Below are 12,612 nucleotides of genomic sequence, written 5' to 3'. Positions count from 1 at the left end.
GCTCTGGTATGAATTCTGGCCGTTAGTTATAGCAAGTCACTGACCCCCTGATAGTGTTGATTTCCCTCTCAACGGATCAGTCAGGAGTCAGCATGCCATACGAATATGAAATTCATCCAAAAGTTGGCGTTGCTCGCTTGGGTAATAGCCCAGACGAGTTTTATTTATCACCTGAAAGTATCGGTGGTTTGCCAATACAATGTGATGAGAACGGCAACGTAATTAATGAGAAAATTACGCGCTATAAAGATAATCAGGGGCGGGTAAAGCGCCAGGCTGCCAAATTCAGAATCTTCAAAATTAATTCTGAAACGAAAGAAGAAGAGGGGGTGATATCACTACAGGACGGTGATATTGAAAAAATTGTCTGGACTTCGCATGTCGCCAATAAAAAGCCGGTTTGGTATACCTTTTCAGAATTGCAGGGCAATCTGGATTTTGGTGAACAAAACAGTTATCGCAATCAGCATATCCCGGTTAATAATTCGGATGTAACCGATGCCACGGATCGTAAAAAGCTGATGATCGATCCGGGCCCACGTTCCGTTGAGCAACCCGGTGAACGCTCTTCTTTTTCTCGCTATAACATTCCGGAAAATTACACTTACGGATCATTTCCGCCAGTCGGTGCCGGTGGTGGACAAATTGATACGCTGGGTGAACTGCGTATGGACGATCAGGGCAACCTGATTGCTTTGGGTGGTCTTGGGCAGGTGACCGGCGAAGCACAAATTGATTCCTTCCGTGGTGCTCCGGGATATTGGGACGATATCGCTGACGGTTATGTCACTGCCACAATCCACCTGCTGGATGGCAGCACCATTGATTGTACGCCTGCCTGGCTGTTAATTGGCAGCCCGAAATACGCCCCGGAGCTGGTTAATATCACCACTCTGGCTGACACAATGCACGATGTAGCAGTGCGTAAAATGGGCGCTTATCCGGAAATATTCGATGCCAGTCAGTATCCTCCAGCTGACCCAAGTTGGGGCCTGTTGCCATCGAGAAAACACCCTGGTCAACACCAGCCTTATACGCCACTGAACGGCTTTAACCGTGATTACGAAGCGAATTTTGAGCGAGATATTAAGCCGATTATGGATCGCCTTGGTGCTTATCGCTGGGTTGCTGACGTGCCTTACCTGAATGATTTTTCACGTCCTGGATTCGATGTACGTGATAACAGCCCGGAAAATAATAATAACCGCATGGAGTATTTTAATTTATTCCGCGTACCACTGCCGGCAGAAGACTATTTTGAATGGCACAAGCAAATTGAAAACGGCCCGAACGAAATGTTCTCTGAGCTGGGGGCGCCATTAATGCCACTGAACTCCGGAGATAATTCGGTAACCAATACCGGACCCATTTATAAATTTGAAACTCTCAGCCCAACTCAATATTTTTTATTGTACCAATGGGCTATCGGCCGCTTTAACAACACCCCACCAGAGCAGCTGCCAGAAGATGCTCCAGTGACGGCGGAGCAGTTGGACCAGGCCAGTATTGGCAATTGTGTCGGCGCACCTTTCTCCCCTGGAATTGAAACCACCTGGATTGTGCGCAGTAAAAATATCTACGATGCACCACTGCATTTGCGGATGGCGCATTTTATGGGAGATAACCAGGCACTGGCGACCTACTACTCAAAAAATGGTTTAAGTACGACCGCCAACGAAGCAGATGGCCAGGGTTGTGAACCCGGTGATTTGACCAAACGAATGGCGATTCCGTGGCAGGCCGACTTTAACGAATGTACCGTGCAAACGCCGAATATTACCAATCCACTGGTAAATCAATTAGCCGATGGCACTGGTATCGAAGTGCCACCGGCTTATTACGTTTATTGGTGGCCACCACAAAGCCCGATGCATGTGGTTGCAGGTAGCCTTGAACCCGGCGATCAGGTTATTGATGCCATGTTGTCGAATATCGACGGTCAGACCGTTATTCCAGCCGGTCAGCGGGTTCCTTACCATCGTGGTGTTGAAGATGCTGAACAGATTATTCAATACTGGGGCATGTTGGGCTTTATTGTGAATGAAGGTACCCAGAGTTATCCGTACTTTGTAGAAAAAGAACGCAATACCGTCAGCCTCGGTCAGGCGTGGATGAATCAGAACACGATGAAAGGTAAGGGCTGAAATGATGTTGGAACATTCACCGATTCCTGCGGTTGATGTTGCCATCATTGGTGGTGGTCCGGCGGGTTGTGCCGCCGGACTGACACTGCTGAAAAAAGGCGGCATTTCAGTAGCAGTCCTCGAAGCCGATGATTACAGCCAACACCGCATTGGCGAAAGTTTATCGCCGGGCTGCAGAGCCTTGCTCGATTATCTGCAGGTCTGGCCTGAATTTTCGCAGATGAACTCTCTTAAGACTTACTCCAGCAATGCCGCCTGGGGAAGCGAACAGGCACATTCTCTCGATTATTTATTCACGCTGCACGGCTCTGGCTGGCAGCTTGATCGGCGTGCATTTGATCGGATGTTGTCGCGCCAGTTTCAACGACAAGGGGGCGAGTTAATTGCTGATTTTCGGGTTCAGCAACTGGAACGTCATGCTGATTACTGGCAGCTAAAAAACAAACAACAGAGTTTATTAGCCAGCTATGTTATTGATGCCAGCGGCCGTAACAGCAATATTGCCCGTAAGCTGGGAGCCCAGCGTGTTAAGTGTGATCAGTTAACCGGAGTCGCCGTGATTTCCGATATTGAAAACGCTGACGATGCTTCGGTGTTGGTTGAGGCGTGTGAATATGGCTGGTGGTACAGCGCCATTTTACCGGACAATAAACTGGTTATGGTGTTGATGGCCGATGCCGATACCATCAGCCAGGATAATCTTGCACAAGAAGACAATTGGTGGCAATCACTGGCGCAAATGCCACTGACATTACAACGCAGCAAAAATGCGAGTAATTTCTCCAGTCCTAAATCCTGGCCGGCGTTTTCGTCTTATTTAAAAACGCCTTACGGCGATCATTGGCTGGCGGTGGGTGATGCTGCGGCATCCTATGATCCGTTATCGTCCAGTGGCATTCCCCATGCTTTAGGCAGTGGTGTGCGTGGTGCACTGGCAGCCATCGCACAATTGGAAGGTCAGCAACCGGAAAAACTCAATCTGTATCGGCAAACTTTAATTGCTGAATATCAGCAATATTTTAATACCCGGGGGGACTATTATCGCCGGGTTAATCGCTGGCCTGAGTCTCGCTTCTGGCAACGGCGGCAGGCGCATATTGAACTGGCAGCAGAGCAACCATTGCAATTAATCCCGTCGTTTAATAAACGTTATCCTGATACCTTTCTGGATCAAAGCCGGTCGCAAGAATTAATTGCGCCACTGGAACAACAAGCACAAATGTCAGCTGTTGAGTTGGTTCGGACGTTTCAGCAATCACGCCCGATGGAGTCTGAACAGAATATTATTCTGGCACTACAACAGTTATTGCAGGGAGGTGTGATCAGCGCCTCATATTAATTCGAAAGGTCTGAACGTATGCCCATCACATCCAAGTATTACTGCTCTCTGATCGCTGTCTGGATATTGTTGATCAGCATACTGTCTGCCAGCACAGCGGCCAGTGCCGAACTGGAGGCTGGTATTGGCATCGGCTACGCCCATGTACCCGACTATATCGGCAGTGATGAAGCCGAAGACTATGTCTTACCTTTTCCTTATCTCCGGTACCGCAGTGAAAATTTCAGTGTTGATCGTAATGCTGTACAGGGGAACTTATGGCGTTCTGGTAACTGGTCGTTGGAATTGAGTTTCGGTGGTGCCGTCCGGGTTAAGAGTGACGATAACGAGGCACGTGAGGGCATGGATGATCTCGACTTTGTGGGCGAAGCCGGCCCGGCGCTGCATTATTATTTTCGCGGTGATCGTAACAGTGATAACGCACTTTTTCTGATGCTGCCATTACGTTCAGCCGCCAGCACCGACTTCAGTTCCATTACATTACGTGGCATGACGTTTAATCCTACGCTGCGTTGGCGGCGAATTTATTCGATTAATTCGGTAGCAGTCAGACCGCAGCTGAGCCTGGTTATGCGGTCAGCCAGCCAGGCGTATCATGAGTATTTTTACGGTGTGGAGCGGGAATTTGAAACCGCAGAACGTGAAGCCTATAGCGCTAATGCAGGTTACGGTGGTTATAGCATTAACTACAGTACCGCGCTGTTATGGGATAGTTATCTGATTGCCGGGTTTGTTGGTTACTCGGATATCAGAGATGCTACTTTTTCGGATAGCCCGCTGGTAAGACAAAACAGCAACCTGACCTTTGGTCTGGCTGCTGCATATGTGTTTTAAAGGAAAAGTGGAAGGTCCTCTCTCTGATCAGACCTGAAACTTATTAAGGTTGGTGTGCAGGTCAATCAGGCGCTTAGCAATATTTTCGTTAGATTCAGAAGTGGCTTTAGCCCCTTGGCTGGTGGTTTCGGCAATTTCGGCAATATTGCGCAAATTTACTTTCACTTCATTTGATACGGCGGCCTGCTGAGACGCGGCACTGGAAATTTGCTGATTAAAGTCGTTAATTTCATTGACCGCTTCACGTGCCTGTTCAAAAATCCGGCTGGTCTCCAGACTGTGATCCAGGCATTCGGAGGTGATTTTATTGCCTTTTTCCATACTGGCGACAGCGTTGTGGGCTTCGGTTTGCAGTCGTTGTACCAACCCTTGAATATCTTCTGTTGAGGATTGGGTGCGTTGCGCGAGTGAGCGAACTTCATCGGCAACAACTGCAAAGCCCCGGCCAGTGTCGCCTGCGCGAGCGGCTTCAATCGCGGCATTGAGCGCTAATAAATTGGTCTGCTCAGCAATGCCCTGAATGGATTCCAGTACACTGCCAATATTGTTGGTTTCTGACACCAGCGACTGAATAACCCTGGATGCTTCCTGAATCTCAAGTGCAAGGTTTTCAATCACACTTTGGGTTTGTACTGCGCTGTCACGCCCCAGAGTGACCCGGTCACGCACCTGAGCCGTGATCGTTGAAGCGCTGGAAGTACTGTGTGCCACTTCTTCGATGGTGTTATTCATCTGGCTCACCAGTGATGCCACCTGGTCGGTTTCACTGCGCTGGCGTTCAACATTGGTCAGCGTGGTTTGCATAACCTGTAACGCAGTTTCTGACGAGCGCCCTAATTCATCGGCTTGTTGATTGGTGTTAGCAATCATATTACGCAAAACATCGATGAAATGATTAAAAGCCCGAGCCACTTCGCCGGTTTCATCATTACTTTTGGCATCCAGTTGTTGTCGTAAGTCGCCATCACCACGTGATATTTCTTGCAAACGATCGCGTAAATGATTAATGGGCGAGACAATGGTTGTGCTGATTAAAAAAGGCAAAATGGCGCTGATAATTAATGCCACGATGGCGATAATAGCGATGATTTTTTGGCCGTATTGCTCATCCTCTTCGGCTTTTAATGCGGATTTTAAGGTGAAATCCTGGATCCGTTGTTGCATCTCAATCAACTGTACTTCCAGTTGATCTTCGGCTTTTTCAACCCGGCTGATATCCGAACTGATGCTGATCACTCCACTGCTTTTGGCTTGCTTAATAATGGCGTTAATATCCGTTACTAATTGTTTATAAGCAGCCTCGGCAGACTTCAGATCTCGCTGAAGGCTTGAAAACTCCTGACGCGCCAGTGGGTCGTGTAATAACGGAGTAGCAGCGGTAATAAATTGGTCTGCATCAATAATTTCTTTGGCCACTTTTTCCTGTAGCTGAGTTAATTTATGAATGCTTTTTTCCAGCTCGTCACGATATTGCGTTTGGCCCTGTTCAATCAAGGATGCTTTTAATAAGCTGCGCTCAAATAAAACTGCCTGTTCTAACTGATGTTCAGTCAGTGTGGTTAATTTATTCGCTAACGGGATATCTTCTTCGGCGATATCGATCAGTTCTTTACCGATTTTACTCATCTGGCTGTAAGAAACGGCTGCAGTAATCAACAGCAGCAATAATTGTAAAGTGCCAAGCAAATAAATCTTATGTGCAATCTTCAGGTTCTTCATATTGTATTTCCGGTACGGCTTGTATCGCGAAAGTAATTCAGCAGTGACAAGGCAAAACTATTCAGTTGATCGGTTGAGTTGGGCTCCGGTTTGGTCAGCCATTCGCTGTAACCATCCGGTAGAGAAACGGGGGTGTCAGAAAAGTAATGAAAGCCCATGCGCCAGTCGGAAAAACTGCGTTGCGTGATGGTTTTACGTGACAGGGTGTGGATATGGGTGTGACGCGGGTCCTGACAGATTGTGTTGAATAGCCGGTCGATGTGCTGCGGCTCACCTTCTAATAGCTGAATAAAGGTGCCTTGCCCATCATAAAGCAACAGGCCACTGATTCCGGCTGAGGTGTTGTTTTGGCGACAGCACTGCAACAACTGCTCAAGTTGCGAAGTATCCAGCCGTTCGGTCGATTTACTCACGTATATCAACTCAAGTGTCATCGGCAGTCCCTTAACATTAGTTTATTAAAAATGACGACTTGCCTCATACACCATAAATGGATGGGGCAACGTCTTAATAACCTAGTTGAAGACTCAACCTTTGCAACTTCTGGCTTTGATAAGAGGAGAGGATTTGTTGTGAAAGAAAGGGGTATGTGTTGTGGCCGGTTTAAGCTGAAAATACTGTTTTCGGCGGATAAAACAGCAGCCTGATTTTTGGTCTGGCTGCTGCTTTGTGATTCGGATTATCCAACTTTGGCGAGTGGACGACCGATCACAATCGATGCAATCAGCGCTGCACCCAGCACCCAGCAATAAATCACCGAGTCCATCAGTTGCAGCGGTGATAATCCGGCAATAGAAGCGGCCAGTAACATTTGTGCGCCCCAGGGAATAATGCCCTGTACCACACATGAGGTGATGTCCATCAGGCTGGCGCTACGGCGCGGATCAACCTGATAGCGGCCGGCGATATCTTTGGCTAAACCACCGCTGATCAGAATCGCTACCGTGTTGTTGGCGGTACATAAGTTGGATACCGCAACGGCTAAGCTGAGGCTGGTTTCACCACTGCGTTGCTGGTTATCTTTAGCTTCTTTGCGACGGCTGAGCCTGTCGATTTGTTGCGCCAGCCATTCCAGCCCCCCTGCTTGTTTCATCATATATGCCAAGCCACCAATCAGCAGCGACAGGATCATAATTTCCTGCATACCGGTGTAACCGGCGTAAATATCTTTGGCCCATTGGGCAATATGATAGTCATCAACCAGTAACAGCCCGGTCAGACCCGCTAGCACAATGCCCGCCAGCAACACCACCAGAACATTCAGGCCCGATACCGCCAATACCAACACCAACAAATAAGGCATCATTTTGACTGCGCTGTGTTCGGTGTTATCGCTGACTTGTACTTCACTGCCTTGCAGGTACAACCACACCATGGTGATCAGCGCTGCCGGGATAGCAATCTTCAGGTTCATACGGAATTTATCCGCCATGGAGCAGCCCTGGGTGCGGGTGGCGGCAATGGTAGTATCAGAAATAATCGACAGGTTATCGCCAAACATAGCACCACCGACTACGGTGCCGACGGTGAGCGCCAGTGACAGGTCGGTAGCTTCGGTCAGGCCAACGGCAATCGGGGCCACGGCCGCGATGGTACCCATGGACGTACCCATGGCAGTGGCCATAAAGGCGGTCATCAGGAATAAACCAGGCAACACCAATGACGGCGGAATAATGCTCAGGCCAAAATTAACCGTGGCATCAACACCACCAATGGCTTTGGCGACGCTGGCAAAACCTCCGGCCAACAGGAAAATCAGCAGCATGGTGATCAGAGTGGGATCACTACAGCCTTTAATAAACTGCTCCACACGCTGATTCAGCGAACCACTGGCGAATAACACCGCCAGCACAATGGCAGGCAGAATCGCCACCGGCGCTGAGATTTCATAAAAGGCAAACTCAATGCCCTGAGCCTGATAAAACAGACCGCTGCCAATAAATAAGGATAAGAACAGCACCATAGGTAATAGTGCCAGGGGGGAAGGTCTGGTCATAGCCGATTCCAAAAAAAGCGCGCTATTCTAATGAAACCTGACCAATTGGATAGTAATTTTTCGTTATAAGGATGTGAGGCTATCAGGGGCCGAATAACCAGCCCCTGCATCGGGTGCTTATTGTGCGCCCGCTGCCTGTAAGATTTCCGCATACTCCGCGCCCTGAGTATGGCTGGAGATGGTGGCTAACAGGCTGCTGCCATCGAGGTTTTTGGCGTTCAGGTTATGGCCTTCTGCCACAAACAGGTCGATGTACTGTTTGAAGGTCGCCGGAACCATATGACGGTAGGCGCGAATCACGGCCAGGTAATCGGCTTCGGTACCGTCATGGCTTTCAACATCAATAAATGCGCGCAGCTGTTGTTCTGTCCAGTCGCCACCAAATACTTTTTCTTTATCTTTCTTTAACATCTCTCAGCTCTGCTTTTTTGTTTATAAAACGTCTGACCGCTGTCGCGATCAGCTGATTTTGCGGTACATAATATCCCAAACACCGTGGCCTTTGCGCTCACCGCGTTTTTCAAACTTGGTGTAAGGGCGGTGGTCCGGGCGATCCACACACTGGCCTTGCCCAGCGATATTCTCGTAGCCTTCAGCGACGTCCATCACTTCCAGCATATGCTCGCTGTAAGGCTCCCAATCGGTCGCCATATGGAAGATGCCACCCGGTTTCAGTACACGGCGCAGGGTCTGGGCAAACTCACCATTGACGATACGACGTTTGTGGTGCTTCTTCTTATGCCATGGATCGGGGAAGAACAGCTGCACGGTATCCAGGCTGTTGTCCGGAATCAGCTTTAATACTTCAATGGCGTCATCTTTGTAGGTGCGCAGGTTGGTGACACCAGCTTCTTCGGCGTGATTCAGTAATGAACCAACCCCCGGCAGATGCACTTCCACACCAATAAAGTCTTTTTCCGGGGCGGCTTGTGCCATCTGCACTAACGACTGACCCATGCCGTAACCAATCTCCAGTACCACATGACTGTCTCGACCGAACACCTGCTTCGGATCAATCGGGCCATCTTCAAGCTCCATGCCCATGATGGGCCACTGGCGCTCCAGTGCACCTTCCTGGCCTTTGGTTAAACGGCCAGCACGAATAACAAAGCTTTTAATACCACGGCGGTACTGTTTTTTCTCGGTGCTTGAGTGGGTATCAGCTTCCGAAGTGGCGGCAGCTTCACTATGCGCCGCTGAATCATGGTTCTGGTTTTCTTCAGTCACGGTGTTTCTCTGGTGATAAAAATATCAGGCCTAAGAATAGCTCTAAGCCTGTTTGGAATCGGGTAATTTTAGCGCAGCCACGGCCATCAGTCCCCAACCAATTAACCAGCTGACTCCACCAATCGGAGTAATCATGCCCAGAGGGCGGATGCCGGTCAGGGCCATGGCATACAAACTGCCACTGAATAACAGCAGGCCAACCACCATCAGGGTGGCAGAGCGCTGCAGCCAGGTTTTGCTCGTACCGGATGGCAACAGCAGCAAGGAAACCGCCAGAGCCAGCAGCACAACGCTGTGTACCAAGTGATACTGCACTGCGGTTTGCCACACCGTTAGCATCTTCTCCGACAGCACATGCTTTAACCCGTGGGCACCAAAAGCACCAAGAGCAACTCCGGTGAACCCGGCGATGGCGGCAGACAGTAAGGTGGGTTTAGCGTGCATATTGGGTATCTCCGCAATGGTTGGAGAAAATCGCGAATTATACAGCAGTTGTATGCTGGAGCCAGATACAGAATTTTGAATAACTCTGGGCTACTCGACAATAAATCGACGGCCTGACCAATAAATAAGATCGTAGTCATTACAGTCGAGGCATTTGTACCATCTCACTCTCTGGTTTTTTATTAATATACCGCTATATCCCGTTATCCCTGGATGAGTGAATATTTGAGTCTCGTTCTCTGAGCGAATGGCAATGAATCTTCCTTTTTCTCCGGAAAGCGTATCGTAAATTCCCACCGAAATTCTTTCCGGGTGTGGGTGGTCATTAATGTTTACGTTAATATTCTGAAATAGTCCTGAACGTTCGACCGAATTAAACTGTTCTTCAGTCAGATGAGTTTTCAAAAAGTCGGGTGTTAAATTTGAAATTTTTTGTAAGCCCGAAGGAAAAATTTTTATCAGATCACTGTCGAGAGTAATTTCTGTGGCTGGAAATTCCTTGAGCTGCCACCATGATACTGTGACAGGCTGCGCTAATGCTGGCACACTTAACAAGATTCTGAATACGACTCGACACATACACCTCAACATATAAATGGTTCTCGGCAGTACAATTAATTAAATGTTGCGGATTCACATTGTCGTAAAAATTCTTTCGAGAATGTATCTGAGTATAGATTCAGAAAATTATCCCAGCTGTTAGCTATTGTAATATTAATCTTTAATCCGGAGCCATCTTCAAACTCAAAAAAACCACTTAAGTAATAACATGCAGTAGCCGCAGACTCTGCATGTTGATTGAATATCGCTGCCATCGATTTATGGTGATTGGTGAACACCTTCATATAATCATGCAATAAAGACTGCGATAACATCGCATTATTTTTCTCTTTGATTAGGTTGGCAACAAAAATAAAGCGTTTCACCATCTCGGGTGATGAATCTTTTGCTAATGTGTTGTCTACAACAGAGACGTATATTTCATCATGCAGCTTGGTTTGCTGTAGGGAACTGTAGCGAATGGATTCATTGCTATGCTTGAATATAATGTGCTCATCAATACCAAGAGACCAGCGCAATAGTTCTGCATCATATTCAAAAGATAAGGAAGCGTTAGAGAAAAACAGTGCGAATAGAATAATCAGAGCGCTTGGGTTCATACATCGCTATCCTTAGTATATACCGTTTCATTTTCTCCGTTTTTAGGAGTCACTGCATCATCTATTTTTATGTGATTCTGACCGAAGGGTAAACCATTACTAAGAGTTCTGCGGCAGATAAAAAGTGTTTATTCAATATGAATAGTGGTTTCTATACAAAGCTTATACACCCAAGCCAGCCGGAAGCTGTTAGAATGCTGCCCCACTTCTATACACCAAGCTGACAAACGAGGCAGGCGGTGAAATACAAAGATCTGCGTGACTTTATCAAAATGCTGGAAAAACGCGGTGAGCTGAAACGCATCAGTTACCCGGTTGATCCTCATCTGGAAATGACCGAAATCTCCGATCGGGTGCTGCGTGCCAAAGGCCCGGCCTTGTTGTTTGAGAATCCCAAAGGGTATGACATGCCGGTGCTGGCGAACCTGTTTGGTACGCCGGAGCGGGTTGCCATAGGCATGGGTGAAGAAAGCATCGAAGCCCTGCGCGAAGTGGGTAAGTTGCTGGCGTTTCTGAAAGAGCCGGAACCGCCGAAAGGCATGAAGGATGCCTGGTCGAAGCTACCTATCTTCAAGAAAGTCCTGAGCATGGGGCCAAAAGAAGTCAAAAAAGCCGACTGTCAGCAGGTGGTGTTGGAAGGTGATGAGGTCGATTTAAGCAAAATCCCGGTGCAGCATTGCTGGCCTGGCGATGGTGGGCCACTCATTACCTGGCCGCTGGTAATCACCAAAGGGCCGCATAAAGAGCGTCATAACCTGGGGATTTATCGTCAGCAGGTGATTGGTAAAAACCGCGTCATCATGCGTTGGTTAAGTCATCGTGGTGGGGCGTTAGATTTTCTGGAGTGGAAAAAAGCCCACCCGGGAGAGCCCTTCCCTGTCACGGTGGCGCTGGGTGCTGATCCAGCCACGATTCTGGGGGCCGTTACCCCGGTGCCCGATACCTTAAGTGAATACGCCTTTGCCGGATTATTGCGTGATAGCCGCACCGAGCTGGTGAAAAGTATCGGCAATGATTTGCTGGTGCCTGCTTCGGCTGAGATTGTATTAGAGGGTGTGATTCACCCAGATGATATGGCACCGGAAGGCCCGTTTGGCGATCACACCGGTTATTACAACGAAGTGGATGACTTCCCGGTATTCACCGTGGAGCGCATTACTCATCGCAAGAAACCCATCTACCACAGCACCTACACCGGTCGCCCGCCGGATGAACCCGCGATTTTGGGGGTGGCATTAAACGAAGTGTTTGTTCCGATTCTGCAAAAGCAATTCCCGGAAATTGTCGACTTTTATCTGCCGCCGGAAGGGTGTTCGTACCGCATGGCAGTGGTGAGTATGAAGAAGCAATATCCTGGTCATGCTAAGCGGGTGATGATGGGCGTGTGGTCGTTCCTGCGCCAGTTTATGTACACCAAGTTTGTGATTGTGGTGGACGACGATGTCGATACCCGTAATTGGGAAGATGTGATGTGGGCCATTACTACACGAATGGACCCGGCCCGCGATACCACTCTGATTGAAAACACGCCGATTGATTACCTGGACTTCGCCTCTCCCGTCTCGGGCTTAGGTTCGAAGATGGGGATGGATGCTACCAATAAATGGCCGGGAGAAACCGACCGTGAATGGGGCACGCCGATTGTGATGGATCAGGACGTAAAAGATAAAGTCGATGCTATTTGGGATGAGCTGGGACTCTGAGTTAACCCCGCTAAACAGTAAGTAATACTGATGTTTTTCAAAGCAG

General features: G+C 48.5%; 12 protein-coding genes. 4 read left to right on the top strand and 8 right to left on the bottom strand.

What is annotated here, in order from left to right:
* Nucleotides 1–92: 92 nt before the first annotated feature.
* From ACO05E_RS07195 to ACO05E_RS07185, 3 genes are read left to right on the top strand one after another with little or no spacing between them, the layout of a single operon-like run.
* Nucleotides 93–2,144, top strand: a complete 2,052-nt coding sequence (locus tag ACO05E_RS07195; RefSeq protein ID WP_419812304.1) for a LodA/GoxA family CTQ-dependent oxidase — start codon at nt 93–95, stop codon at nt 2,142–2,144.
* A 1-nt stretch (nt 2,145) separates the two neighbouring features.
* Nucleotides 2,146–3,483, top strand: coding sequence for a tryptophan 7-halogenase (locus tag ACO05E_RS07190; protein WP_419812303.1), 1,338 nt, complete (start codon nt 2,146–2,148; stop codon nt 3,481–3,483).
* A gap of 18 nt (nt 3,484–3,501) precedes the next feature.
* Nucleotides 3,502–4,317 (top strand): MipA/OmpV family protein, encoded by an 816-nt coding sequence (locus ACO05E_RS07185; RefSeq protein WP_419812302.1) that lies wholly within the window; start codon nt 3,502–3,504, stop codon nt 4,315–4,317.
* 27 nt (nt 4,318–4,344) lie between these two features.
* Here ACO05E_RS07185 and ACO05E_RS07180 read toward each other — a convergent pair whose 3' ends face one another.
* The 8 genes from ACO05E_RS07180 to ACO05E_RS07145 all read right to left on the bottom strand — a co-directional run bounded on the left by ACO05E_RS07180 (nt 4,345) and on the right by ACO05E_RS07145 (nt 10,863).
* Nucleotides 4,345–6,036: a methyl-accepting chemotaxis protein gene (locus ACO05E_RS07180; RefSeq protein WP_419812301.1), complete on the bottom strand. Its 1,692-nt coding sequence runs from the start codon at nt 6,034–6,036 to the stop codon at nt 4,345–4,347.
* On the bottom strand, nt 6,033–6,470 hold the full coding sequence (locus ACO05E_RS07175) for a BLUF domain-containing protein (RefSeq protein ID WP_419812300.1): 438 nt from the start codon (nt 6,468–6,470) through the stop codon (nt 6,033–6,035). Before ACO05E_RS07175 ends, ACO05E_RS07180 begins: the two co-directional genes overlap by 4 nt.
* Nucleotides 6,471–6,715: 245 nt before the next feature.
* Nucleotides 6,716–8,032: a Na+/H+ antiporter NhaC family protein gene (locus ACO05E_RS07170; RefSeq protein ID WP_419812299.1), complete on the bottom strand. Its 1,317-nt coding sequence runs from the start codon at nt 8,030–8,032 to the stop codon at nt 6,716–6,718.
* A 117-nt stretch (nt 8,033–8,149) separates the two neighbouring features.
* Nucleotides 8,150–8,443, bottom strand: coding sequence for a PA4642 family protein (locus tag ACO05E_RS07165; RefSeq protein WP_419812298.1), 294 nt, complete (start codon nt 8,441–8,443; stop codon nt 8,150–8,152).
* A 48-nt stretch (nt 8,444–8,491) separates the two neighbouring features.
* A complete protein-coding gene (gene trmB, locus ACO05E_RS07160) occupies nt 8,492–9,259 on the bottom strand; it encodes a tRNA (guanosine(46)-N7)-methyltransferase TrmB (RefSeq protein ID WP_370647420.1) in 768 nt (255 codons plus the stop codon).
* A 42-nt stretch (nt 9,260–9,301) separates the two neighbouring features.
* On the bottom strand, nt 9,302–9,703 hold the full coding sequence (locus ACO05E_RS07155; protein ID WP_419812297.1) for a DUF423 domain-containing protein: 402 nt from the start codon (nt 9,701–9,703) through the stop codon (nt 9,302–9,304).
* 90 nt (nt 9,704–9,793) lie between these two features.
* Nucleotides 9,794–10,249, bottom strand: a complete 456-nt coding sequence (locus ACO05E_RS07150) for a hypothetical protein (protein WP_419812296.1) — start codon at nt 10,247–10,249, stop codon at nt 9,794–9,796.
* Between the two features lie 68 nt (nt 10,250–10,317).
* Entirely contained in the window at nt 10,318–10,863 is a 546-nt protein-coding gene (locus ACO05E_RS07145) for a hypothetical protein (protein WP_419812295.1), read from the bottom strand.
* 239 nt (nt 10,864–11,102) lie between these two features.
* On the opposite strand from ACO05E_RS07145, the gene ubiD reads away from it, so the two are divergent.
* Nucleotides 11,103–12,566, top strand: a complete 1,464-nt coding sequence (gene ubiD, locus ACO05E_RS07140) for a 4-hydroxy-3-polyprenylbenzoate decarboxylase (RefSeq protein WP_419812294.1) — start codon at nt 11,103–11,105, stop codon at nt 12,564–12,566.
* Nucleotides 12,567–12,612 lie beyond the last annotated feature (46 nt).

Origin of the sequence: Bacterioplanoides sp. (assembly GCF_965226395.1) — a bacterium.
GTDB lineage: Bacteria > Pseudomonadota > Gammaproteobacteria > Pseudomonadales > Oceanobacteraceae > Bacterioplanoides.
The sequence above is the reverse complement of the archived record's forward strand: the minus strand, read 5'-3'. Positions and strand labels throughout refer to the sequence as shown.